This window comes from Fibrella forsythiae (assembly GCF_017353175.1).
GTDB lineage: Bacteria > Bacteroidota > Bacteroidia > Cytophagales > Spirosomataceae > Fibrella > Fibrella forsythiae.
Genome location: NZ_JAFMYW010000001.1, coordinates 178423 through 202479, shown reverse-complemented (window position 1 = coordinate 202479; position 24057 = coordinate 178423). Strand labels below are relative to the sequence as shown.

Genomic DNA, 24057 nt, shown 5'->3' with positions numbered 1-24057 from the left:
GTTTCAGTTATGCCCTTCAGCACCTACCGCGATCAGTTCACGAAAGAATCCATTCGGCAACGGATGCTCCAGCATGTGATGCATCTCTGGGGAGTGCGTAGCCTGAGCCATCTCGATCCGTTCGTTCGCCTGCTGATGGATACGCTGGCGAACGAGCTTAATAAAATCAGTAACGAATACCTCGATTCGGAAGTGGGCCTGCTCGATAAGCTGGCTTCGCTGCTTACACCTGACTTACTGACCGTTCCACGCCCGGCCCATGCCGTTATGCAGGCGAAACCCGCCGAAGCCGTAGGGTACTTATTGCCCGATCATCACTTCTACACGTCGAAACGATTTGCCTCCAAGCCATACGGCGAACTCGACAGTCGGCAAGACCTCTTTTTCAGTCCCGCAGATACGGTTAAACTCATTGATGGAGAGGTGCAGTACATTGCCGCGGCCGATTGCCTGTTTCGCAATGATCCGGAAGTAGGCAAGGTTTTGATGGCCCGGTCCGGACCGAACCGCCAGCGACTGCAGCCGCACACACTCTGGCTCGGACTGCGACTGACTTCAGAACTTACCTCACTCGACCGGCTTACATTCTACATGAACTGGCCCAACCAGACGGGTCCCGTACGCACCGACACTATCTATGACCTGCTGGCTCTGAGCCACTGGTATCTGAACGGCCAACGCATCAAATCAGAAGCCGGCTTCAACTATGATCCATCGCCGAATCTGGTTACGCCCGGAATGGAGATTCCCGCCGTTGAACTGGCAGGTACGTCGAGTTTCGAAAACAGGAGTGCGTCGCACCAGCACGATAGGCTACTGACGCCCTTTGAAGTTGATCAATTGCTGGAAATGGATGTGAAACGTACCTACCATAGCCGGTTCGTTCACCTGCGCCAACCACTCGGCGATTATTCAGAGCAGATCAACGCGGCTCGGCGCATGTATCCTGCCGAGTTTTCAGGCTGCTTCCCGCCTGAAGCCCTGATGAACCTCAACGATCCGGAGATTGTCTGGCTGTCGGTTACGCTGCCGGCACTTTTTGATGAAGATGCCCTGCGATCGGTTGACATTTGCATCAACGCGTTTCCGGTGATGAACCGGAAGCTGAACCGACTCACCTACCGCACCCGGATTGTTCATAACATTCTGCCGCTACCGGTTAATCAGAACGAAACATTTCTGGCTGTTCGCTCACTGATCGACAGCCGGAACCGGGTGTTTACACCCTTTCCCTTCAGGCAGGCAGATCGGTTGCCAACGGGTTGTTACGCCCTTCGGCGAGGTGGCGTAGAGCGGTTCGATGCCCGCGACGCCCGTGAGCACCTTCACTACCTGCTGGAAGTCCTGCGCGATGAGTCGGTAGCATTCACGGCCTACGGACAGGATGCTGTACTATTGCACGCCCGTGATTTGAACGAACGGTTACAGCAACTGGAAATGCTGTTGCTGCAACAGGAAGGAGCCACGCGGGAATTGCCCCATTACCTGATGGTTAAACCTCAGGAAGACGGCGACACGCTGGAAGTCAGCTACTGGACAATTGACGGTGAACCAGCCAATAACATTCCTGCCGGAACCGCACTGCTGCCGCATAATATGGCCGATTTGCTGGTGGACCATTGTCGGCTGCTTACCTCTACCCTCGGCGGCCGCAATCAGCTGAAAGCAGCCAATCAGCTCGATGCATACCGGTATGCGCTGATGAGCCGCGACCGAATTGTGACGATGGAAGATATACGGTCGTTCATCAAAGCAGAACTGTCTGATCTGCTCGCCGACGTAACCATTCGAAAGGGCGTGGCCGTTGGCACCCAGCCTAAAGAGGGGCTGCTCCGTACTATTGACCTCTACCTGACTCCTGCACCAACCTGTCAGCTTACTCAAAAAGACTGGTACACCCTAAACTCCAGCCTGAAAGCCAAGCTTATCAGTCGCTCAGGGCAGGTCAATCAGTACCGCTTCTTTGTGACCGAACCAACTATAGTTTCATGATCGCACTACCGCTACACCGGCTACTGATGCTGGCCTGCTGGCTGGGGTGCGCATCGGTAGCCAACGCCCAGTTTTCAACCGACACCTGTTGCCGACACCTTCCAACAACCGTCGCCGCCGGCCTGCCGCCGTTTCATGGATACTGGGAATTGGGGCTGAACGTGGGCCTGACCAGTCAATACCAGCGCACCATCTATACGAATAAGTTTTTTGGTGCACCGGGGCCATGGCTGGCTTTCTCGGCCGATTATTTCCTGAAACGCAAGTTTGGGCTGGGCCTCGAAGCGGGCTATTTTGGTTTTAGTCTTCAACGGCAGAATGAAGCTTACATTCGTGAGGCGCTGGCTCTGTTAAACCAGCCGCTTGATCAGGTCGGATTGCTGGAACCGGCCAATCTGCACTCTTTTCATCTGGTTACAGGGCCCGTTATTCGCCTGCCGTTGGGAAGACGGATAACAGGGTCGGCAAATCTTCGGGGAGGTCTTTTTTTCAATGATGCACCCATTACCGGGGCCTATGATAAAACCAACGAACGGCTACTTTTTCGCTTTTCACCCGCTGCTGATCGGTTTAGACCCGGCCTCACGGGTGGTCTTGCCCTCGAACGAACCATGTCACAATCAGTTCGGCTGGGCCTTAAAGCCGTTGGATTCCTGAGCAAGCTAACCTACAATGCCGACGGTCCCGAGGGTGAGTTTTTCTCCTTTTCACGAGCGCTCGTTGGCTACTCGGTTCAGGTAAGTGCGTCGCTCGCCATTCGTGGTCGCCGATCGGGTAGCGTACCCCCTATTCTGCCCGGCTGCTATTCACCCATTTTGCCAAATCAGGTGCTTACGTACGATGTGGATAAGCAGCCGGAGCCCAGTTTTGTCTGGTATAGCGGCGCGCCGGTTTACACCTCCGATGAATCGTTCACGCTGCGGCTCTATTCACTGCCCGGCAATAAACTGATTGACGAACGAACCACCAACGGGCGGGCTTTACCCTGGTTATCAGGTATGAAAGTTCCCGACTCTACGGCTCAATTTTACTATACTATTCAGGCCTCCCGTCGCGATCAGACCGGCCAATCCTGTGTTAGCCCGGCGGTATCAGGCACCATCCGTTTTTATAAACGTGAAGCCGTACGCGTTGATATTGTCCGTGAGCGCAGTCCACTGACAGTCGATATTTATGAGGTTCGCCTTGCCAGATCAGCCCCAGCCACGGCCAATCCCAAAACGGCTGTTTCCGGTTCGGGTAACCGGCATTCGACGGTAGTAAGGCGGAGCAAAAAGGGCGCAGCGACGAAAAGCAACGTACCTGCAAAACCGCAGTCGGTTTCGGCCATACCGCCAGTACCCCCAACTATCGACGTGCTGATTTTCAGAGAGATCACGCGGCGAAATGACGTTGTGTGGCCTTCGGGCATTCCGTACCCTGACAAACCGGCGCTCTATCTGTATGTACTCCGAAACGAAGCGGGGGTTATTCAGGAGAAATATACGTTGCTGGTAACGCCTGGTATGCCCGGAACAGTACGTGTGCTTACAGACAGTGAACGGGGCCAATGGCTTCGAAAAGCGGCGGCTTCAAAATCAATAACTCCCTGATAAACAGTAGTATGTTACAAATAACTGTTAAATCCAAGGAAATCAACCCGGTTCGGAGCCGGGGTTGTGGGGCGCTCAGTCAGCACGACTCGCGATACCTCGTTGGTGGCAGGAAGAAAATAGGCCAGCAGATCGTCGATGAGGCGCATGGTGCCGGTGTGGGGCAGGAAATCGACTACACGCTCGTCGGGAACGGGGCCGATCGTCAGCCGAATTCCGTTCCGGCCGTCATCGAACGAATTTCCCATGATCGCATCAATGCCCAGACGACATCCATCGAGCGACGATACGTTGTCGGTAACCGCGGGACGGTTCAGGTGTCGACCGCTATCGAGGCGCATGGGTACCGCAAAGAGCATACTCAAAAATCGGCCAACCCAGTTGAGATTACTTCTGAGCTGGTGGATCAGAGGGAGCAATTGCACGAACAAACCGCGCTGCAGCGGATCCAGGCTGTTCAAAATCGGCCATCCAACCGCAAACTGGTCAATCAGCGTGTCGGCATTTTCGAGACGGTCGTTTTGCTGGTCGCGAAGGGCACGCAGCACCCGCAGGTAATTCAGTTCGGTGTCAAACGGAAGAAAAAACTGCCGTGCCTCCCGTTCAATTTCATGGGTTCGCTGAACCGAATCAAGAATACTGTCGACATCGAACGTATCGCGCATTGTTCCAGCATCACCTGGGCCGGGGGCATGGAACAGGTAAGGAGGCAACTGATCGTAGAGTCCTTCGCGGGGTGTATCAAGCCGCCAGTAGGGAGCCACGGAGCCATCGATAAGCCAGGATGTAAGCGGATTATGGTCTTTCGAATAGGAACGGGCATCCGGACCAGTCGGATTCATAATCAGCTTATCGAGCGGCAACATCCGGCTCAACAGATCAGCAGCGACCAGATCGGCCCGAAGGTCGAGGTCAAGCTGGTCGAGCACATAGTCGGGCTGCGGCGTCTGGGAAGAAGCGGGCTGGGTCATAATCAGAAAGGAAGCCAATTGGATACCGAACTAAAAATACAGTCAATACCCCCAATCCAACGCCGGACGGTGCCAGGCATCGGGCTTTATTCGCTAAACGGTCTATGAGCGCATTGAACAACCAGGCCATCATGAAGGCCTATTGGCATTTTCTCTGGCGATTTATCCTGCTCATCTGTGTGGTGCTGGCCAGCGTCTACGGGTTTCTGCGCGCACTGTCGCAACAGATCAACCAATTAAGCGCCGACAAAGCCCGGTATGATGAAGTGCTGTATGTGCAACGGCAACTAGCCGAACAGACCGACTCGCTGTATAAACACATGCGGTTACTGAATACAAACCTGATTCGCTATGATCGCCCTATGCAACGGCTGATCAGCCAGCAAAAAGAGTCGATTGGTCAACTCATCGCCGATCATCCCGGCAACGAAAAAGCCTTTGCGGTATACCATAAATTAAATGGCTACGTGAACCAGATGCTTTTACTGAAAGATTCGATCCGCAGCGTTGAAACCAATGTACTGGGTATTCGCCGCGAGCTATCGAACTGCGAACAACGCGAGCGACAGGCAAGGTAACCAGTATCAAGTGGTCATCAGGCTGCGCTGTCATTGGTAGCCATGAATCGTTTTGCTACCAATGACCACCCAATGACCACCACCGACAGCGCAGCCTGACGACCACCTAATGACTACGCATTATGCTCACGATTTTTGGATTTCGGGTTAACGAACGGCAATTCCTTTTTGCGTATCTGCTCGCAGGTACGTTGATCCTGGGCGGCCTGGCAGGATGGGTTCTGTATCGTTCCTATGACTTTCCGACAACGAATGCAGTCTATCTGGCCGACCGGATACGGCGGCAGCAGACCATTCTGCAACAGCAGGAGCGATACCTGCCTTTGCTCGACTCGGCCCACCACACGATCGCTACCTACCGCCCTGCCATGACCGCCCTCTTCGTAGAGGCCGACATCGATAACCAGATTGATGATATCCGACGCATCTACGGCCAGAATCCAGACGTAGCATCATACCGGGCCTTTGCGCAGGCGGCTGATTTTTACCGGATGATGTATGATGATAAACGGGTGCTCTGGACCAAGCAAGACAACATCATCCTGTTCAGTAAGCAACTGGAAGAATGCGAAGTGGGTTTCCAGCCCGTTGCCGCCGGTACGGCCTCTGCCCCTGCCGCACCGGCCCCCAGTCTGACACCCCGTTTCCCTGCCCGCTAACCGTTGATATAACCGCCCATGCTTGAACGCAAATGGATACTGACAGGAGCCACGTTTGTGGCAACGGCGCTTCTGCTGGCACTGTTGTACTGGCGTAACCGCGGACCGGTGGTTCGGGCGGGCGTGATGCCGTTAGGCGTGATGGTGAATCAACCGATTTACTTTGCCGACAGCACTTCCGGGGCTACAGACTGGCACTGGGAGTTTGGCCAGGGGGCAGACGACCGGGCGCAACGAGGTCAGTTCTTTTACACCCAGCCCGGCCTCTATCAGATCCGGCTAACGGTCAATGGCAAACAGAAAAAAATGTTTACGGTTAAAGTCCGCCCTGCTCCTACCCGGCGCGATTCGTTGGTTCGTTTGCTGGGGCCCAAAGTGGCTTATCAGGACGAGAAGCTCAGTTTCACCACGTTCGGGGCTAGCCCCGGTAAGTTTGCCTGGCAGTTTGGCGAAACCGGCCTGGTCGACTCCCGCGAACCAACTGCGCTCTACAGCTACCTGAAACCGGGGGTTTATACTGTGACGCTGACAACCGATATAACCCAGCGGCCGCTGACACAGAACGTTCGGGTGCTGCCACGCTATAGCCGGTTTACCGTGCCCGTTGATACCACGGCAGAAGACATTCGCTGGCGACTTCAGCGAATCGCAAACGGCCAGCAGGTGAACTCACAGTACAGTTATCTGGTGGGTCATTACCTCTGCGGCAACCCGGATTTTCCGGTCATTGCCAACGGCCAGCCCGCCCGCGACTTCTATTCCTACTGCATGGCCTTACAATTTGAAGGCAAAAACCTGATCGATGCCGTAGCACTGGAAGGCGGCCTCAACGGAGGTTGCCTGACAAAATTGACCATTACCCAACACAAAAGATAACCTCACGGCCTGTATGCGCCTATTTTACCTGATACTCCTGTTGCTTATTACTGGCTTTACCAGCCAGGCGCAGGGTGTATTACCGCCTTTTGCAACCCTGAAGAAGGCCCCTTCACAGACGACTACAGAGAAAGGGCCGCAAACCCAGTCGTTGGTCAGTCAGGGGAAGTCAGCCCTGGCCGGGCCACCACAATTGGGGGCCGGCCCGTGGATCGTGTATGCCGATCGTAACAACATACCTACCTACCGCTACCCCCGCCCCACAACCCGCTACAAACAGATCAATTTTCTGGATGCTTTTTATGTACTGAAAGAGAAGAACGGCTACCTGAACCTGGTAAAATATGAACCTGCCATGAAAGTGGGGACATGGTACGCTACCCGTCTCCTGAAAGATCGGAAAGTGGCCGTTGGTTATGGATGGGCACCAAAATCTGCTTTTCTGACCAAATCCAAAGCTCAGACAGCCGCCAACAGTGATCAGCCTGCGCTGTATTGTGCTGCCCTTACCAGCGGCCGCCTGTTGAACAAACCCAACCCCTATCTGATACGTGATTCACTGCGTCTGTTCAGCGATCCGGCCGGGCAGAACGTTGTGGGACCAGGCCTGAAACTCTACGATCTGGCCTATATCTACAAGTTTTCCGACAGTGGCAAAGAAGCGCTGATTGGCCGGTCGCCCTGGTTTCCGGCCGATAGTATTCGCAATCACGTACTTGGGTGGGCGCCTACCGAAGCACTCCAGCCGCTTGGCAACGGCCTGTTTTGGGAAAGCGATAGTCTGCTGCAAAACCCGCAACCCTACCCGTTTTTCAGCTCGGCCAACTCAGCCTGGCAAAACCGCCCCGATTCTACCCAGCCCGTTGCAGCCCAGAACAAACAACGGTTCGATTCGGTGGTCTGGCAACAGACCGGCGTTCGGCTACCCGTTTTACAGATTTGCAGTACGAAAGGGCAACAAACTGTTTGGCAACTGGGTACGTTGCTACCAATCTTCCTCACCGATAGTTCAGTACTGAATGTCAACGGGCAACGGCTTTCGTACCGGCAATACAAGAACTGGAGGACCCGTTCACGCAGCGAAAACATTGTGTATGTAATTGAAGGCACCAGGGCCATGCTGCCCTACTGGGGTGACCTGGTGAATACTGTTCAGGCATCGGCAACCTTATTGGCCGACTCGACCAATGTGCGTCGCGGTAGTGTGGGTATTGTCATTTACCGGCCCGGCGAACCCGCTGCCGGCAACCGAACCGGGTACGTTAACAGTCTGCCAATCAGCCCCGACATTGCCCGATCTGTCGACTTTCTGAACCGTGCCAAACCCACCAACGTACCCAGCTTTGACGGGTACGTCCAGCCTGTTCGGGCGGGCCTCGACCGTGCCCTGACTATGTTAGCGACTCACCCGGGCGAAACCAACATGATTGTACTGGTTGGCATCGACGGCGACTCACGTAACATTTCCCAGTTGAGCGACATCCGAAACGGACTGCAGGCATCTGAAGCCCGATTGCTGTCGTTTCAGGTGGAAGCACCTGCCGATACACTGGCCAATAGCTACGTGCTACAGGCTGAACAACTGGTTTACCAATCCGCCGTTGAATCCGGGAAACCCAAACGCGAACGGCTGGTAAGCCCGGCCTTGGTTGTTCCTTCGCCCGGGTATGATTTAACCTACGGCACATCGAATATCTACCGGCTGGCGTTTCCAAACGGCAGCATGTCGCCGGGTTGGGTGCTTTTCCCCCGCAAACGGCAACAGTTACCGTTCAGCCTTCTACATGCGGTGACAGACAGCCTGTTGCAACAGATGCGGTATGATTCGAAACGGGTTGATGCCGCCCTGAATGAAGCCTTTCAGAGTCAGTCTATCTACCGAAGTCGTGTAAACCCGGCAGTCAACCGCACGTTGAAAGCCCGGCTCGAGCCTACGCTGGCAGGCGTTGACCCTAACCTTTTTGCGCATCGGGCGTATCCGTTCTTCGGTCAGACCTACGTTCGTACGGTCGATTCACTACCGTCCGGGTTTCGTCCGGTGCGGCTGTTATCACTGGCAGAATTTGAACGCATCAGTTTATGGATTAACCACTTAGCCGCCGATGAACTTGACCCGATAGCGGGAAAAGACCGGCTGCAACTCATCCGCAGGTATGATGAGTTGGCACGTCAGCAGGGGCAGTCTCGTCTTGATACCGCCACCGTGGCCGATCTGATAACTAACCTGACCGGTTTACCCTGTCGCCATTCGCTACTGAGCAGCCTGCCCGTCCGGACCCTGGCCGATCCTGACGTGGTCAGCGAAGGGGTCTGGTTCCGTCTGCTATACCTTTTGCGTGAACGCCGCGACTATCTGGCCCGATTACCCACTTTCCCGAATAGCCGTTTTATCTCCAATGGGCATACGTATTACTGGTTAAGCAGTGATCTGTTTAAATGAACTACTGATCATACCAATCAAACAGTCCCGTTACTGACCCCAAACCACTCCTCAACCACCATGCTTCCCTCTTTCCTTCTTTCCGAAGCTGTGCAAACGGCTCTTTACGTATCGCAGTCGCTGGCGCGCGAATACAGAAACGAGCGGTATTCAGCAGCCCACCTCCTTCGGGCCTTGGTTCATGCTGATTCGGCCGGCGCCTTGTTACTGACCTCCTTACATAAAGACGTACCCTACCTGCGCGAATGGGCCGAGGTACGTATGGAGGAATCATCCCGCGTGGCCATTCCACCAGACGAACCTGCTGGCGATCAGTCGGTTGACCGGGTAATGGACGAAGCCGACGTTGTTCGTGTACGGCTTGGGCTAGACAAGGTAGAGCCCATTTGCGTGCTAACCGCCCTGACAAAGCCCGGCCTGGGTTTTCCTTCCGAACAATTACGATCATTGCCGCTTCAGGAACGGGACCTACTGGGGCTCTACCTCAACGAGATGAAACCCATTACGCCGGCTGAGACCGGCCGGCCGATAACGCCAGCTAATCCGGCGGCGGGTACTAGTCTGGACGGCGCACCAACAAGCGTGTTGCAAAAATACTGCACCGACAAAACAGCCCTGGCCCGCAGTGGCCATTTCGACCCCATTATTGGCCGTGAGCGGGAGCTGCGCATGATGGTCGAGATTCTGGGGCGGCGCAGTAAACCGAACGTGATGCTCACCGGTGATCCCGGCGTGGGTAAATCGGCGCTGATCGACGGGCTGGCGCAGCTGTTGATCACCGGTTTGGTACCAGGCTGGCTTAAAGGAGCCACGCTGCTCGAACTTGATCCCGGTGCGCTGCTGGCAGGAGCGTCGTATAAAGGCGAGGTAGAAGACCGGCTCAAAAATGTGATCAAGGAGGTAAAAGCTTTTGACAAATGCATTCTCTTCATCGACGAAATTCACGTTTTGCTCGACCCTAAGGGCGGCGCAGGTGGCGGTGCTGCCAACCTGCTGAAACCCGAACTGGCCCGGGGCGAACTGACGCTGATTGGAGCTACCACCCGCGACGAATTTCGTAAGCTGATCGAGCCAGACCAGGCGCTGAGCCGTCGATTTGAGCTTTTGAATGTGGATGAACCCCCCGTAAACGTGGCAGAGCGAATGATCCGCGGGCTGGTAGGCCTGTACGAAAAGCATCATCAGCTCACGGTTGATGCCGACGTGGTCCCCGAATGCGTTCGGCTGGCCAAACGATACGTAAAAGACCGTCGTCTGCCCGATGCTGCACTTGATCTGCTCGATCGCACGATGGCTGCCATTCGCACGGTAACCGAACTGGCGGGTTCTGACCTGGACCAATTCGATAAGGCACTGGCCGAACTGAACGAGAGTGAATTAACCGCAGAAGAACGGCTTGATGATTACCGCTGGTTCGATCAGCAGTTGCAACAGCAGATCAGCCCGGTACTCATGGGACAGTGGGAAGACCCCGTTGACCCAACCGAGCTGGTAACGCCAGAGTCATACCTCCCCTACCTGACCGCCAAGCTCACCCGCCTCCATGAACTGGCCGATGCCCGTCGGGCGCGCGTCAGCAAAACAGACCTGGCGGCCGTGGTAGCCTATAAAACCGGCATTCCGATGGGTAAAGTGCAGGAACGCGAAAAAGAGAAACTGCTGACCATGGAAGATCACCTGCGGCAGCGTGTTGTTGGCCAGGACCACGCCCTCAAGGCTCTTTCCGATGCCATTCTGGAGTCACGGTCGGGCCTGCAAAAAGCAGGGCAACCCATAGGTACGTTCTTTTTACTGGGTCCGACCGGTACGGGCAAAACCGAACTCTCGAAATCACTGGCCGAATTCCTGTTTAACGACGAGCACGCTATGATTCGCTTCGATATGTCGGAGTTCAAGGAAGAACACGCCGCGGCATTGCTGTATGGGGCACCTCCCGGGTACGTTGGCTATGAAGAAGGTGGCCTGCTGGTGAACCGGATTCGGCAACAGCCCTATGCCGTGGTGCTGTTCGATGAAATCGAGAAAGCCCACTCGTCGATCTTCGACGTGTTCCTGCAGATCATGGATGAAGGGCGATTACACGACAAACTAGGCAAAGAAGGTGACTTCTCGAATGCCCTGTTGATCTTTACCTCGAATATTGGCAGCGAATGGATCAGCCACGAATTTCAGCAGGGGCGGCGGCCATCGTCGCAACAACTGATGGAGCGCATGACCGGGAGCTTCCGCCCCGAATTTCTGGCCCGCATCACCGAAATCGTTCCGTTTAGCCCGATCACCGAGCAACACGTACTACACATTTTCGATATTCAGTTGCGGCAACTGACCGAAAGTTTACAGCGGCAGGGAATCCGTCTGGAACTCGACGCCGCCGCCCGGCAACAACTTGCCTTTAGTGGCTATACACCTCAATATGGTGCCCGGCCGCTTGCGGGCGTTATCCGAAACAAATTACGCCGCCCGATTTCGCGAATGATCATTGCCGGACAGATTCACCCGGGCGAATGGCTGCGTGTAACGGGCCGTGCCGATGGTGAACTTAGCTGGCAGGTAGTGACGGATGCCGCCACTCCCGACCCCATTCAGACTGGTCAGATTGAATGGCTCATACCGACCAAAGTGTAGCAAACCAACGTCTGGAAACATGGGTAGCCTGAGTACGTCTTTTTTATTCGTCAATTTTCCGGGCCTACGGCACTGTCAACATTTTATTTAGTCTGTCAAGCCTGAAAAATTCTTTTTGTCCAATATTTATTAGGCGTATCAATATTTTACCACTCAATATATTTGGTAACTCTAAATATACTGAGTGGTAGCTACAGCCAGCTTACTGGTTGCAGTGCGTTTAGGAGTGGTATAGCTTTAGACTGTATTTCAACCTTTTAACAGTCACTGCTATGTTTAACTACGAGATTGGCGGGAACGAGATCAAGCCGATGGCCTCGGAAGGCATTGCCGATATTCCGTTCAATCGGACCCTGCTCGCCCTACAGCTTACTGACGAAGAACCCGTAACTCCTGAGCTGGTTACCGGCCTTAAAACGGTGGAGGATGTCTTCAATCGCTATCAACCCAACGTTGATGTTGAGTTCGAAGATGAAAACGGAACGCCTGTGCAGGAGAACCTGAAATTTGGCAGCATTGCCGATTTCAGAGCCAAAGCATTGAGTCTGCAAAGCCCTTATCTGCGCTCACTGGACGGCCAGTACAGCGAATACACCCAGATCAGCCGCCGCCTGAAAGGCCATCGGATTCTACAGACGGCCCTGGACAATCCCGATGCTAAGGCAGCGTTGGTTTCTGCTCTGAAATCGCTGGTGAGTGAGTTAGACGCTGCCGACAACGAATAGCCCGGCCATTCTCTTCTGATTTTCCCAAACGTTAACGGTTAAACGCATTCTGCCACATGGCAAAAGAACAAAAATCGGCAGCGGCAGACGAAGCTGTTGCCTCCGAAGCGGTAGTTGCCGCCCCCTCAACCGGACTCCCCGGCCTTAGTACCCTTGCAGCGTATGGCGGTTTCCCATTCGTTGAAAGCTTTATAGACGGTATTCAGAATATCAGTCCTGAGCGCAAGGCCCGCAAAACCATTTTCATGACCGATGAGAACAAGAAAGTGGAACGGCAGATGCTGAAGCAAAAGCTGAACCTCTGGATCGAACTCCTCGAATCGAGCAGTAACCAGACGGAGATGCTTGAGAAAACCGAAGAAAAGGCCAATCTCTCTAACGCCCAGTTGCGTAAAAACCTGCTTCGGGCGCTCAATAGCACTCGTGAGTTAGAGCGCAGCTACCGGGCCCTGTCTCTGTTCTACAAGAACACCGACATGGACCGGGTGCCGAACGTGACCATCCTGAATGCATCGCTGACGCAGTTAACTGATCTTGATAACCCGATCTTTATTGACCGGGTGAACGAGGAGTTCAAGCAGAACTACGACCGTCTCGATCTGCGCACGAACTATTCGTTACTGGTGGTGCCCGGCTTCATGCGGACCAACGGTATTCTGGAAAAATGGGCACGCCTGGCGCACAACAGTAAAGTGATGCTGATCACCGACTTCGCCGATCTGGAATCGCCGGAAGATACCATCGAGCTCTTCAGCACGGCCAATATGAGCAGCGGCGATCTGCATTGCTCAAACGTGATCATGGCTTGTAACTGGATGGTTGGCCGGGGAAAAGTAGCTGAGGTTGGCGAGACGGACAACCTATACGTACCACCCTCGGCAGCGCTGGCGGGCAAGATCTATTACACGCTGATGTCGCAGGTGACGGCGGGTAAGAAGCATGGCGGCATGAACGAAGTTGACGGGGTACGTTATCCGCTGAAGAAAAGTGAGATTTCGCACCTGGAACGCCTCGGTCTGGTACCGATGGTATTCGAGTATGGCAAGGTAATGGCTTTCTCTGCTAAAACACTTTTCAACGGCGACAACCCTGGTTTGCAGACCTATTCGGTTGTGCGGGTATTCGACCACGTAGTTAAGGTGCTGTTCGACTTCCTAAACCGGCGGGCTTTCGAAAACTGGACACCACGCATGGAAGCTGACCTGCGCCGTCAGATCGTGCAGTTCCTCGATAGCATCATGGGCCCGGACCGGCTTATCGAAAAGCACAGCATTATGCGGTTCGAGCGCGATAAGAACATCAAAGATCTGATTCACCTCGACCTGTTCATCAAACCGTATTTCCCGGCCAAGAGCTTCGTGATCCGCCTCGACGGACGCCGCGGCGACGACGTGGATAGCCCGGAGTGGGTATCTGACTACGGCGTAATGGCCTAACTACCAATACTATTCACTTTAACCAAAAAACGAAATGGCAAAGGCAGTATTAGACATCGCCGGCACAAAGTACGACGTATTATCTTACAGCATCGGGTATTCACGCGGCGTCGACAGCAAAGGCCGCCCCGGTGGTAACGTACAGGGTGGTGAGTTAAACATGACCATCGACGCTCCGTTCACTACCGATCTGGCGGTTCAGATGGTTAACAAAGGTCACATCCCCATTCCTACGGGAACGATCACCATCAGCAAAAGCGAAGAAGATGGCGGCAAACTGAAAGACATCATGTTTACAGATGGCTTTCTGACGGGTTACAGTGAGTCTTTTTCGGCCTTCGGTGGCGATAACATCACGCTTGGCATCACGATTCACGCCCAGAAAATCAAGAATGGCGAGGCCGAACAGGTAAACGACTGGCCAGTCGATACATACAAGTAAACCAACGCATTCGTCTCCAGATGACCCAGCCTTTTCTCACCCGCCTGACTGCCTTGTGGCTATTGGCTGGACTTTGGTGGGCGGGGTCGGCGGCGGTGCACCTTTTTTACATCAAACGCGTGGGGCAGCAGGTTATCGAACCGCTGCCCCCGCTTGTACTACAGCACGGCCCCGATTGGCACACCACGCTTCCGGGTGCCTTGTTTGGCCGGGCAGGCAATGAATTGGCCCGTTCGGCGCACAATCCGATTGACCGGTTAAGTCTGCACCTACTGGCTAATCCGGGTTTGGCGGTTGCCATTACTGGCCAGTATACCCTCGACGAAGCCTCAGCAACCGTAGCGCCAGACCTGGGAAAAGCCCGCGCTGCTGCGCTTGCCGATCGGCTGCTCACTGATGGAATCAACGAAGGGCAGGTTCAGGTACGTAGCGAACGGGTACCAACGCTCAGGTACGTTAACGATTCAACTGGGGCACTAGTAGTTGAGTTCACCAAAGCATTGCCCACAACTGCGCGCTCGCTGGCTGATGCTCAGCGCTATATCGATCTGTTTCATCCGATGGAATTGTATTTCGAGAGCGGCCAGACCACCTTTATCCGTACCCCGGAAACAGATCGGTTTGTGGCCGATGCCGTACCTTTTCTACGGCAACCGCACGGAGCAGCACTGCGCGTAACGGGGCATACCGACAGTGTTGGTTCAGTAACGGCCAATCAACGACTATCGATGCGACGGGCAGCAGCCGTACGGCAGTTTCTGGTTAACTCAGGTGCTCGGGGCGGGCGAATCATACCACTGGGACGAGGCTCAAGCGAGCCAATTGCCCCTAATGCTACGCCCGAAGGCCGGTTAGCCAACCGCCGCGTCACCGTTGTGATTAAACGCTAAAGCATGTTCCAGCTAAACCCGTTCCACCTGCTTCACGCCAGTCTGCTGCATTTTCTGATGCTTCAGGGTGCGTTAATTTTTGGGTATCTGATTGGGCAGCAGCTGTATAAACGGCGTCAGCTAACGCTTCTTCAGCAGTTGCAGCAGTTGCAGCGACGGATTGATCAACTCCGGAAAAGCCGCCTGCCTATTATTGATCCGGACAACCTCCCCGGCAGTGATCGACTCACCGAAATTCTTGGTATAACAGATCCCGTTGAGCGAATTCTGCTGATGACAGGTATCAGAACATTTGCCCATCTTTCCAGACAAACACCCGGCACTATTCAGCGCATTCTGACCAACAACGGTCCGCTCATGCATCCGTATGACCCGGCCACCTGGCCCGACCAGGCGCGGCTGGCCAATGACGGGCAGTGGGGTGAGCTACGGGCCTGGCAAGGTCGGATGCGGCGTGGGCTGGCCGAAACAGACCGTACCCAGACGACCCTTTCCTCATGAACCCACTATCACCCTGGGTGGCCATCACCGAAATTAGCCTGATGCTGGTAGCCACTTTTCTGCTCGGCCTTAGTGTGGCCTGGGTACGTGCCCGGCCGGCAATCAGGCGGGTGAAGACCAGTATTCGGGAAGCAAAGAAAGCCTTGCAGGGCGAGTCATTGACCAGTGACCTCTGATCTGGCTCCCTTCTTTAACTCATCGTCGATATGCCAACGGTCCTTGATTTAACGAATCGATATAACGTCCAGTATTCTGCCAAAGCTGGCCGTAATGTACCCACAACCACCGGCAAACTTGGGATCCTGCCGGGTCAGTACACATTGCAGCGGGATGGTATGACCGGCGCATTCTCGCTGGCTAATGCGTTTGGCACGTTACCGGGCAGCACGCTAGCAGCTGCTACTGCTGCCACAAATGCCACCACGCTGGAAACCCTTCATTTTGCCAATCATCTACACGTGAAAACCGATCTGCGCTGGAGACGTATGTATCACTACAAAAATCGTCCTTTCAGGTTTAAACGGGCCAATGGAAACTATATAACTCAGCAACTTCCCAGCTTTCCGTGCCATTATTGCGGCATCTACCTACCAGAAGAGTTTATTGAAGTAGACCACAGGCAGCCTCAGGCTTCTCCCGGCTCGGCGATAATCAAAGTCTTACGCAGCATCAATGCGGGCTATACAGGCGGGGCTAGCGTGGGTACTAAAGCAGGGCAAATTGCCGACCTTGAAGCCAACAATGTCGGGGTATTAAACACCGTAGATGTAAGCGAATACGACTGGAATGTGGCCTGGCAGGCAGGAGTCGGCTTTATGACTCCGCGGGCGGCCCGCTACACGCTATCGAGTCAGGGGCAAACATTCCTGACCATTTGTTGCATGCTCTGGGGGAGTTTGGCTGTAGAAAAAAGGTGCCTCAACTCCATTATCAACTTAGTGCCAGCCTGCCGGATGTGCAACGGCGCACAGGGTAAAGGCAGCAAACTGTACGCCGTTCAATAACCGACCCTCTTTAACCGAATCCTAATGGCAACTTACGTATGCACCCGTTGTAGACGTGAATTTACACTACAACGTACCAGTTCATCTACTGCCAAGTGTCATACTTGTGGACAGATGTGTACTCAGAAAGCAGTGGCAAAAGCGCCCGTTCAGGTAGTAGGCCGCCCACAACCACATGTCGTTACTACCCCCCCGTCAGTGGTGAACAACACGGCTCTGGTAGTCAAACCAATGGCACCAAAGCCACTTCCTCCCGATCCGTTTCAGTTGGTGCCCGGCAACGTACTGAACCTCATACTTCAGTATTGTGATGAACGAACGCTTGGCATGTTTGGCATGGTTTGTAAACGCTTCAAGCCATTTGCCTACAGTGTACTTACCAGACTGGTGCCCCATATGGCAGCATACGGGTCAACAACGCACAATTTGAAGGAAGTTGTGAAGCACTATATCACGACCAGAAACGATGTGCAACACAGCCTGAGACTTGCCGTAGACAAATTTCCGTACCCTCACGGGAAATCGTATTCGGACAGCATCCTTGATTATATACTAAAAAACAGGATTCCGATCGATCTGATTCTTGGCACAAGAGACCAGCATACGATTAATGCATTCAAAAAAGCAAAGCAACGGTCGGAGGCATTCCTTCCCTCGGGCGAGATCCAGAAAATGCACAATAAAGTATGGACGATTGACGCCGAAGGAATCATAATTGGCTCGCCAAATATCAGTTATTCAGGCCTGGAAGATATCAACTTTGAAAGCTGCATCTATATTAAAAGTCTGCGCCTTGGGCATTTGATCGGGCAGTACATGGATCTACTGAAACAGCCCAATCCGTCGGCCAGTCCGCTATGGAAAGAAATAGGCCAAAAACTGATTGATTACAACAGTGAGGATCATCACCTACAGGTTGCGCTGGCCCCAATTATTGATATTCAGGATTTCGTAATAACTCACCTACAAGATGCCTCCAAGATCATAATTCGGCAATTTTTGGTGAGCCCAAGTAATGAACAAAAAGGGCTGAAAAGCATTGTCGATTTCCTGTGTACATTAAGTTGGAAGCACCGGGTCGATATTGAGCTGTTCATTGATGAAAGTGCCTACTACAGCGAGGCCACCGGATACTTTGTCAAGAAGGCGGTTAGACAGCTCATTTACAACAAAGTAAAAGTGTATCTACAAAAACCAGTGACAGTTGTAACCGCCCACGAAGCACTTCAGCATGACAAATTGATTCTTGCCGAATTACGGTCGGGCAAACAAATAACACTACTGGGAAGCGCAGGTTTTACCAGTGCAGTTATCGCCAATAATAATGCAGAAAGTTTTATTTACACCGATGTGGCCTCGGTTTATAATAGTATGATGAAGCATCATAATTCCACTTTGAAAAAAGAAAAAGGCGTCACGTTGACATTCGATTAATTCCCCTTTTTGACGAATATTGGATTTATTACTCGTTCACGTAAACTTATTTTCAGGATGTCCTTTGGTGTGTTTGTCAGACTTGAAACGGCGAATGTAGCTACGCCGGTACGAGAAGTGTTACCCTACGGAGCCCCAGATAAACCGAAGGCAGAATTACTCCCGGGTGCACGGTCGAAATTAACGCAGCGCTGTCATATTATTGCGTGGGATGTTTTCGCCCGCAATTTTGCGACCCGCTATTTGGGAAAGCCAATCAATCAGATTGCTCAGTCATTTGGTTATACAGGACCAACTGAATTGGTACCGATGCTTTCGTTTGTTGAAGCATCGATTTCCGAACAGTACAAAAAGATGAATAACGATTTAACGCTTTATTATAATGGTCCGGCCAGAGAAAATATGAGTGCCGGAGCGAGCTACAAAAATGCAAAAGAGAGTTGCGAACGAGTGTACACCCAGTGGAAAATTTGGAGTGTATCGAATATGCATCTCGGCGATAAAGCAAGAGTGGAGACACTCGCTGCCAATATCCGCGAATCACAATGGCGAATGTTCATGCATGGGTTTGACAATCCCCCCTCAACCCTGTTTACTCAATCTCAGATACAGGCCTATCAAATTCAGTACATCCAGGTCTACCAGGATGTAGTGACTGGCCACAACCCGGATTTGTACTATACCTACATGTATGGTATTGATACGTTCGATTTCGTGCAAAAAGCCCAGCAATGCCTGAACACCAGGCAAATCCCAGTCTAACCCAATAACTACTTTTTCGGATGGCCCGACTTCTGAATATCTCCCTTCGCTCCGAAGCCTGGCAGCACATGGCCGATAGTCTTACCGATCGCATTTCGATCCTGAAGAGGCTCTGCAACGAATCGTTCGTTCAAAGCTCCATTGATGCAAACCCGCTGCACATTGTGGTGGTACCCGAATATTTTTTTCGAAAAACGCCCGCGCAGGTAGTTACGCAACTCAACGATACGTTTCATGGCTACCGGGGGCCAGCCAACGAAGCAAACCGGCTCACACAGGGACAGTTAGCTCTTTTTAATGGGCAGAAACGCAAGCATACACTGTATTCGCAGCAGGAAAAAGACCTGCTCGTAGCCTCATTGCGTGCATTAACGGCTGGCACCAATACGTTGATAGTGGCTGGCACCACGTTCTGGGTTGAGCGGGAACCAGTTATCCGGGCGGCCACTTTTTTCCGCGCTCAACAGATCACGAAAGGCATTGCCCGGAACAGTTGTTTCATGGTTCATAACGGAGTGCTGATGGCGACCTACCACAAAAATGTAGATCGTGAAGAACTGGATACGTACGAACAAAACCTCTTCACGTTTATGCCAGGTACGTCAGCTGCCGCTGTCGTGATCGACGGAATACATATTGGTGTAGAGATTTGCGCCGATCACGGCCACCGCGATCTGATTCAGCGGGTCGAAACAGGTACGTTAGCCCGTTTAGACGTGCATATCATCATTTCGGACGGTGCATCCCCGCTGGCCTCCAATGTGGGCACGCACGCCAACGGGCTGGTCATCCACTGTGATACAAGCAGTTCTCAGATTATTCAGCTAGCCAGAAACGCCATGGGCATGGCTGTCAGAACGGTGATCTGCCCTATGGCCAGAACGGTGAAACGGAGTGTTGTTTTTGATACGGCCGCGGCACCCGGCAGCCTGCACGGTCCCGTGATGCCCACCTGATCAGTTGCTCCGGGTACGTTGTGATTTTACCTAATCGCTATCCTCATCGCCTCCTGCCAGATTACCAACGTGCCCAAAGCGGGGATCGAGCCTCAATTTGGCAGCTAACACATCGACACTGGTGATTTTGGCATCCACCTTGAACGCATCCGGCATGGTGGCATCTATCCCCAATCTAATTGACCGCAACGAGGCAGTTGCTGCTGCGTAAGCCATGGCGTTGTGTAACTGGTTCAGTAACAGGCGGGAGTTAATTTCCTGTATCACAACGCGCGTTAGCGCATGACGGGCAACAAGCAGGGCAATACTGGCGGCCTGGTAGGTGTAGGTAATAAATTGTGAGCAGGTAACACCCTCTATGGCACTCAGTGGCTGATTATTGATAACCCGACAATATGCCCGAACGGCACGTACCCGGGCTTCATTATCCCAATGCCCGCCATCTCCCCCCAAACGATCCTGACTGAAGCGAGTCATCAGACTCAGTTCATCAAGATTGTTTTTGGCAAATATGTAGCGGGCATCATTACTTGATGTAGCCCATATGGCCGCAAACTGGCTCACTTTGGCGCCCAACGCATTGTTCAGGCTCCTGTACACCTCAAAACAAGGCGTGCCCTGCCCCCCAAACCCTCTCGCCGACTGCCTGAGTATTCCGCTGAAGGTGGCCTCGGCACTGTGAACAATGGGCTTACCCCCCCCAAGCCACATGAGTGAGTGCTCTGGCGAATTTTCATATTCAATGAGTATATCACCGGGAACCAGTTGATCGGTTTGAATGAGCGGCGCATGGTGAATAGGCATGGTCTGAGCGCGTAAAACAATACCTGATAACTGAAAAAGTTAAGCCATACTTTCCAGCCACTTGGCAATTTGCCAGGGAGCAACATGTTGCGGAAGGGCACTAAAATTATTCCACAGATTTCGGTTCTGAATATTGATCTTATTGGTAATGGCATCAATATCTTTCTCGTCAATTTTTATGATTTTCTTCACCCCATGGCCTGCCGATGCGTTCGTTTTATAAACAACACTGCCTAATTTATTGGCGGTGTGACTCGCATCGAACGTGTCGCCCCCCCAACTTGTTGGTGTCCCTGTTGGCCGTATCTGACCAGGGTTGTGAAGTATGGATTTCAGAGTCGACTCAAAGTTTTCCGGATGCGTTAGTTTGTACCACTGGGCAGCCGCAAACGAGTCATATTTCCACGAAGTTAGAAACAGAAGTTTCGACGGCACGGTCTGCGTACCCTGCCAGTGAAAAATAATCCGGCCATTTCCATGGCCAAAGCTCGCCTCAGAATGCCCGGGTTTGAAGTATTGAAATAAATCAGCCGCCTCCAGTTCGGTATCGCCAAACCTGGCCGATTCATTGAATACCTGGTCGTAATACACATCAACGCCTTCGAAAATAATGGTACCCCCGAATTCGCCCACGCACCAGCGGATAATTCGTGACAACTCTTTTGTACCCGTCATATCATGCCCGCGGAAGGTATCCTGCCCATACGCCGCGGTCGTTACGGCGTTTTTTTCCCACGCTTTATCTACACCAATTGCTTTGAACAGAGCAAAGGGATGGTTTTCGTGCGTTTGAGTTGCCGATAGCTGTTCTGAAGAGCCTGGCGTTGGAAGCGGCTTTAGTTTTGTCGCGTAGAGTACAAATTCCATAATGAACGGATCAGCCCGAAGCCCAACGTTTCCACCGTCTCCGTAATACATATCCATCATCTGGTAATTATGCCTTCGCTGAACCGTTTGCCGGGTACCAGTCTGAAAGGCATACCCCTGGCTACCTGCTTCAAAAGCTGGTTTACCATTTTTAAACGTAACCTTATTGTTGATAGATGCCGCCATGATACCACCCAGTTTCAGGCCCCCGCCTCCCTTGCCCTGGGTTCCGTAGATAAACGGTTTGGTTTTAAAGGCCTGTTTCACCCCATCGATGAGCGAGACACCGTTCATGGAGATTTGTGTAGCGGCCAAGGTTCGAACCAATGCCCGTAATTCGGTTTCCGTATAGCCTGTCATACTAGAGCGGTATCATAATATTTTGAAAATAAAGGCATTACAACAATAGAGTACCCTTACTGGCCCATCAGTCCAGCACACTCCAGCCCCGGCGGGTGGCGGGCCGGGCACCAGATTCTTCGCGTACAACGATGTTATCTTTTCGCTGGCCAATGTATTCAAGCGTACTGAGTTTGTTCCAGAGCCGGGTTATTACGTCCAGAAACGTTTCAACGCTCCGCATCGCTTCACCAATTCGGTTGTGGTTGTAGTCGAGTTCAAGCAGGCTGAGCAACATCCCTTCAAAATGGTTAGGCGTAACGTCTGTCCATTCATAAAAATAATGGAGGAGCTCCTCTTTTTCCCGCGTCGGAATACAGTACAGATTAGTGTAAATGAGGCTGGTCAGATTCGCGAAATAATCTAGGATTTTTACGGGCGGGTGCTGATAATCGAGATTGCGATATTCAAAAAATAACTGACCCAGCGAATCAAGTAATTTTATACAGAGCATCTGTACGTTTTTGGCAATATCAGACGGCTGATTTCTATCAAAAACTTTACGTACAATCTTGAATGAACTAATCTGAAGATCATTCAGACTCCAGCCAAATCCTTTATAATACGCCATCAATTTCGGGTGGCTCGATAGGCTCGTACAAGGGGGAATGAAGCTCTCTTCCACAACGTACCTGCCTTCCTGACAAACAACCCGGCCAATGGTCAGGTAATGCTGACCTAGCTCATCCGCATTGAGTTGCGCTGTTGGAATAGCCTGCAACTGGTAGTGCGTGTCGGTAAACGGGTGCCTTAACGGCGATTCCTCCGGGTCGGGTTCGCCCATGGGTACCCGTTCAAATGGATTAACCAGCAGCACTATATCGTAGGGCGGTCGGTCAATATCGTCAAGCTCGGTCTCTACCGCAAACGATGCCGTCAGGGTACGAAAGCGAAGCACTTCCGGGTTAATCGCTACGCGGCAACCGCCCGACGTAATGGCGTTGCACCGCAGCAGACGTACCTCGACGTGATTACCGATTTTCTCCAGAAGCTCAATCTCATTCGATGATACACTACCACGTTCGGGTGGTAACAGGCCATAATTATAATTGGTCAGAAAGAGTGAAAGTGCATCACGAACCATATCCTGAACGTTCTGGTCTGTATCGAGGAAATGGCTCTGCGAGAGTTTCATCCCGTTTACCCAGTTAACGGGGTGGTAGGTCCGGGCAACAAGCATAGTTGGGCGACATTCGTCGGGTTAAAAGCTGATAAAGAAATAACTACCGGGCGGGCAGTTGATGAACTTCTACCCGTTTTGCCTGAATGGTGTGCCGTTCCGTGAGTCGATTCTGAGCCACACTTACGTCAAAATCAATGTAACGCCGAAGGCTGAATAATGACGGACGGACGTAATAGAAAAGCCACCCATACGCAGCCTGGTCGGGCGATTCGGTCACGATCGGATCATTGGGAAACTTGTAGTTGTAATCGTCGATGAATTTCTGGAACCACAAACCGAACGAGAGGTCCTGCGTGGCCCGGGCTTTAACCTTTACCGGCCCTTCGGCCGTGTTGGCAGGATTCTTCCTCAATTCGACCTCCAAGATCATAAGTCGATAGTAATCAACGCCTTCAAACTCAATTTCTTTGGCCTGGCGGGGATAATACCAAACCTTGTGTACTTCGTTTGGAATAGCAACCAGGGCGTCGTAGGTGCGGGCAAATACCAGCGGAATAGCGAAGGGAACCAGACAGGTTGCTGCCCAGAAACCGTATTTCAGCGTACTGAAGAAGTTAAATACCCAACCGAATGAGTAGCCACCAATGAGCAGGATAAGCAAGGTAAGTAAGGCGACAAAAAGTGGTTCGGTTCGTTGCTCGTCGCCCATCAGCCGAACGAGCTGCCGTACATACAGCATTCCTTCCAGCAGAAATACCAGAGCCATCAGCAAATAATAGAGCGGCATAAACCATAGGTCGATCATACCAAACAGACCTGCCAGCGCCATTGGTAACGTAAACTGAGCTACGCTTATCAATAACTTCCGGCCACTCAGCAGTGATTTTTTCTGGTTGATAGCCGCCAATGATACGCCCAACACCAGGGTCACGATGGGAACCAGCAGATAAGTCAGGAAAAACTGAACAGGCGATCCCATAC

22 protein-coding genes are annotated in these 24057 nt (G+C 52.6%); 17 read left to right on the top strand and 5 right to left on the bottom strand.

Going from position 1 to position 24057, the window contains the following annotated elements:
* Positions 1–9: 9 nt before the first annotated feature.
* Positions 10–1992: a type VI secretion system baseplate subunit TssF gene (locus J2I46_RS01025; protein WP_207327066.1), complete on the top strand. Its 1983-nt coding sequence runs from the start codon at positions 10–12 to the stop codon at positions 1990–1992.
* The gene (locus J2I46_RS01020; protein WP_207327065.1) at positions 1989–3584 is read left to right on the top strand and encodes a hypothetical protein; all 1596 of its coding nucleotides are present in this window, start codon (positions 1989–1991) and stop codon (positions 3582–3584) included. The genes J2I46_RS01025 and J2I46_RS01020 overlap by 4 nt, the downstream gene beginning before the upstream one ends.
* A 14-nt stretch (positions 3585–3598) precedes the next feature.
* Here J2I46_RS01020 and J2I46_RS01015 read toward each other — a convergent pair whose 3' ends face one another.
* A complete protein-coding gene (locus J2I46_RS01015) occupies positions 3599–4555 on the bottom strand; it encodes a type VI secretion system baseplate subunit TssG (RefSeq protein ID WP_207327064.1) in 957 nt (318 codons plus the stop codon).
* A gap of 104 nt (positions 4556–4659) precedes the next feature.
* Here J2I46_RS01015 and J2I46_RS01010 point away from each other — a divergent pair, with 104 nt between their 5' ends.
* The 15 genes from J2I46_RS01010 to J2I46_RS00940 all read left to right on the top strand — a co-directional run bounded on the left by J2I46_RS01010 (position 4660) and on the right by J2I46_RS00940 (position 19883).
* Positions 4660–5133, top strand: coding sequence for a type VI secretion system TssO (locus J2I46_RS01010; protein WP_207327063.1), 474 nt, complete (start codon positions 4660–4662; stop codon positions 5131–5133).
* A gap of 122 nt (positions 5134–5255) precedes the next feature.
* Entirely contained in the window at positions 5256–5792 is a 537-nt protein-coding gene (tssO, locus tag J2I46_RS01005; protein WP_207327062.1) for a type VI secretion system TssO, read from the top strand.
* Between the two features lie 18 nt (positions 5793–5810).
* Positions 5811–6668, top strand: coding sequence for a PKD domain-containing protein (locus J2I46_RS01000; protein ID WP_207327061.1), 858 nt, complete (start codon positions 5811–5813; stop codon positions 6666–6668).
* Positions 6669–6681: 13 nt separating this feature from the next.
* Entirely contained in the window at positions 6682–9108 is a 2427-nt protein-coding gene (gene tssR, locus J2I46_RS00995) for a type VI secretion system protein TssR domain-containing protein (RefSeq protein WP_207327060.1), read from the top strand.
* A 60-nt stretch (positions 9109–9168) separates the two neighbouring features.
* Positions 9169–11733, top strand: a complete 2565-nt coding sequence (locus J2I46_RS00990; protein WP_207327059.1) for an ATP-dependent Clp protease ATP-binding subunit — start codon at positions 9169–9171, stop codon at positions 11731–11733.
* Positions 11734–12005: 272 nt separating this feature from the next.
* The gene (locus J2I46_RS00985) at positions 12006–12458 is read left to right on the top strand and encodes a hypothetical protein (protein ID WP_207327058.1); all 453 of its coding nucleotides are present in this window, start codon (positions 12006–12008) and stop codon (positions 12456–12458) included.
* Positions 12459–12514: 56 nt separating this feature from the next.
* Complete coding sequence (locus J2I46_RS00980) at positions 12515–13894, top strand: DUF5458 family protein (protein ID WP_207327057.1); 1380 nt, start codon at positions 12515–12517, stop codon at positions 13892–13894.
* A 34-nt stretch (positions 13895–13928) separates the two neighbouring features.
* Positions 13929–14336, top strand: a complete 408-nt coding sequence (gene tssD, locus J2I46_RS00975; RefSeq protein ID WP_207327056.1) for a type VI secretion system tube protein TssD — start codon at positions 13929–13931, stop codon at positions 14334–14336.
* Positions 14337–14356: 20 nt separating this feature from the next.
* On the top strand, positions 14357–15226 hold the full coding sequence (locus tag J2I46_RS33295; RefSeq protein WP_207327055.1) for an OmpA family protein: 870 nt from the start codon (positions 14357–14359) through the stop codon (positions 15224–15226).
* A gap of 3 nt (positions 15227–15229) precedes the next feature.
* A complete protein-coding gene (locus tag J2I46_RS00965) occupies positions 15230–15727 on the top strand; it encodes a hypothetical protein (protein WP_207327054.1) in 498 nt (165 codons plus the stop codon).
* Complete coding sequence (locus tag J2I46_RS00960) at positions 15724–15903, top strand: hypothetical protein (RefSeq protein WP_207327053.1); 180 nt, start codon at positions 15724–15726, stop codon at positions 15901–15903. The genes J2I46_RS00965 and J2I46_RS00960 overlap by 4 nt, the downstream gene beginning before the upstream one ends.
* A gap of 30 nt (positions 15904–15933) precedes the next feature.
* Complete coding sequence (locus tag J2I46_RS00955) at positions 15934–16731, top strand: hypothetical protein (RefSeq protein ID WP_207327052.1); 798 nt, start codon at positions 15934–15936, stop codon at positions 16729–16731.
* Between the two features lie 24 nt (positions 16732–16755).
* A complete protein-coding gene (locus tag J2I46_RS00950; RefSeq protein WP_207327051.1) occupies positions 16756–18165 on the top strand; it encodes a phospholipase D-like domain-containing protein in 1410 nt (469 codons plus the stop codon).
* A gap of 57 nt (positions 18166–18222) precedes the next feature.
* Positions 18223–18927, top strand: a complete 705-nt coding sequence (locus tag J2I46_RS00945) for a hypothetical protein (RefSeq protein WP_207327050.1) — start codon at positions 18223–18225, stop codon at positions 18925–18927.
* A 20-nt stretch (positions 18928–18947) separates the two neighbouring features.
* Positions 18948–19883, top strand: coding sequence for a hypothetical protein (locus J2I46_RS00940; protein ID WP_207327049.1), 936 nt, complete (start codon positions 18948–18950; stop codon positions 19881–19883).
* 30 nt (positions 19884–19913) lie between these two features.
* On the opposite strand, the gene J2I46_RS00935 is transcribed toward J2I46_RS00940, so the two are convergent.
* The 4 genes from J2I46_RS00935 to J2I46_RS00920 all read right to left on the bottom strand — a co-directional run bounded on the left by J2I46_RS00935 (position 19914) and on the right by J2I46_RS00920 (position 24055).
* Positions 19914–20687 (bottom strand): hypothetical protein, encoded by a 774-nt coding sequence (locus J2I46_RS00935; RefSeq protein ID WP_207327048.1) that lies wholly within the window; start codon positions 20685–20687, stop codon positions 19914–19916.
* Positions 20688–20726: 39 nt separating this feature from the next.
* A complete protein-coding gene (locus J2I46_RS00930) occupies positions 20727–21914 on the bottom strand; it encodes a hypothetical protein (RefSeq protein ID WP_207327047.1) in 1188 nt (395 codons plus the stop codon).
* 67 nt (positions 21915–21981) lie between these two features.
* The gene (locus tag J2I46_RS00925) at positions 21982–23133 is read right to left on the bottom strand and encodes a hypothetical protein (RefSeq protein ID WP_207327046.1); all 1152 of its coding nucleotides are present in this window, start codon (positions 23131–23133) and stop codon (positions 21982–21984) included.
* A gap of 43 nt (positions 23134–23176) precedes the next feature.
* Positions 23177–24055, bottom strand: coding sequence for a TssN family type VI secretion system protein (locus tag J2I46_RS00920; RefSeq protein ID WP_207327045.1), 879 nt, complete (start codon positions 24053–24055; stop codon positions 23177–23179).
* Between the last annotated feature and the right edge of the window lie 2 nt (positions 24056–24057).

Coding starts and splice junctions, on each gene's coding strand:
- J2I46_RS01025 (WP_207327066.1), top strand. CDS start 10: ATGCCCTTCAGCACCTACCGCGATCAGTTCACGAAAGAATCCATTCGG.
- J2I46_RS01020 (WP_207327065.1), top strand. CDS start 1,989: ATGATCGCACTACCGCTACACCGGCTACTGATGCTGGCCTGCTGGCTG.
- J2I46_RS01015 (WP_207327064.1), bottom strand. CDS start 4,555: ATGACCCAGCCCGCTTCTTCCCAGACGCCGCAGCCCGACTATGTGCTC.
- J2I46_RS01010 (WP_207327063.1), top strand. CDS start 4,660: ATGAGCGCATTGAACAACCAGGCCATCATGAAGGCCTATTGGCATTTT.
- tssO (WP_207327062.1), top strand. CDS start 5,256: ATGCTCACGATTTTTGGATTTCGGGTTAACGAACGGCAATTCCTTTTT.
- J2I46_RS01000 (WP_207327061.1), top strand. CDS start 5,811: ATGCTTGAACGCAAATGGATACTGACAGGAGCCACGTTTGTGGCAACG.
- tssR (WP_207327060.1), top strand. CDS start 6,682: ATGCGCCTATTTTACCTGATACTCCTGTTGCTTATTACTGGCTTTACC.
- J2I46_RS00990 (WP_207327059.1), top strand. CDS start 9,169: ATGCTTCCCTCTTTCCTTCTTTCCGAAGCTGTGCAAACGGCTCTTTAC.
- J2I46_RS00985 (WP_207327058.1), top strand. CDS start 12,006: ATGTTTAACTACGAGATTGGCGGGAACGAGATCAAGCCGATGGCCTCG.
- J2I46_RS00980 (WP_207327057.1), top strand. CDS start 12,515: ATGGCAAAAGAACAAAAATCGGCAGCGGCAGACGAAGCTGTTGCCTCC.
- tssD (WP_207327056.1), top strand. CDS start 13,929: ATGGCAAAGGCAGTATTAGACATCGCCGGCACAAAGTACGACGTATTA.
- J2I46_RS33295 (WP_207327055.1), top strand. CDS start 14,357: ATGACCCAGCCTTTTCTCACCCGCCTGACTGCCTTGTGGCTATTGGCT.
- J2I46_RS00965 (WP_207327054.1), top strand. CDS start 15,230: ATGTTCCAGCTAAACCCGTTCCACCTGCTTCACGCCAGTCTGCTGCAT.
- J2I46_RS00960 (WP_207327053.1), top strand. CDS start 15,724: ATGAACCCACTATCACCCTGGGTGGCCATCACCGAAATTAGCCTGATG.
- J2I46_RS00955 (WP_207327052.1), top strand. CDS start 15,934: ATGCCAACGGTCCTTGATTTAACGAATCGATATAACGTCCAGTATTCT.
- J2I46_RS00950 (WP_207327051.1), top strand. CDS start 16,756: ATGGCAACTTACGTATGCACCCGTTGTAGACGTGAATTTACACTACAA.
- J2I46_RS00945 (WP_207327050.1), top strand. CDS start 18,223: ATGTCCTTTGGTGTGTTTGTCAGACTTGAAACGGCGAATGTAGCTACG.
- J2I46_RS00940 (WP_207327049.1), top strand. CDS start 18,948: ATGGCCCGACTTCTGAATATCTCCCTTCGCTCCGAAGCCTGGCAGCAC.
- J2I46_RS00935 (WP_207327048.1), bottom strand. CDS start 20,687: ATGCCTATTCACCATGCGCCGCTCATTCAAACCGATCAACTGGTTCCC.
- J2I46_RS00930 (WP_207327047.1), bottom strand. CDS start 21,914: ATGACAGGCTATACGGAAACCGAATTACGGGCATTGGTTCGAACCTTG.
- J2I46_RS00925 (WP_207327046.1), bottom strand. CDS start 23,133: ATGCTTGTTGCCCGGACCTACCACCCCGTTAACTGGGTAAACGGGATG.
- J2I46_RS00920 (WP_207327045.1), bottom strand. CDS start 24,055: ATGGGATCGCCTGTTCAGTTTTTCCTGACTTATCTGCTGGTTCCCATC.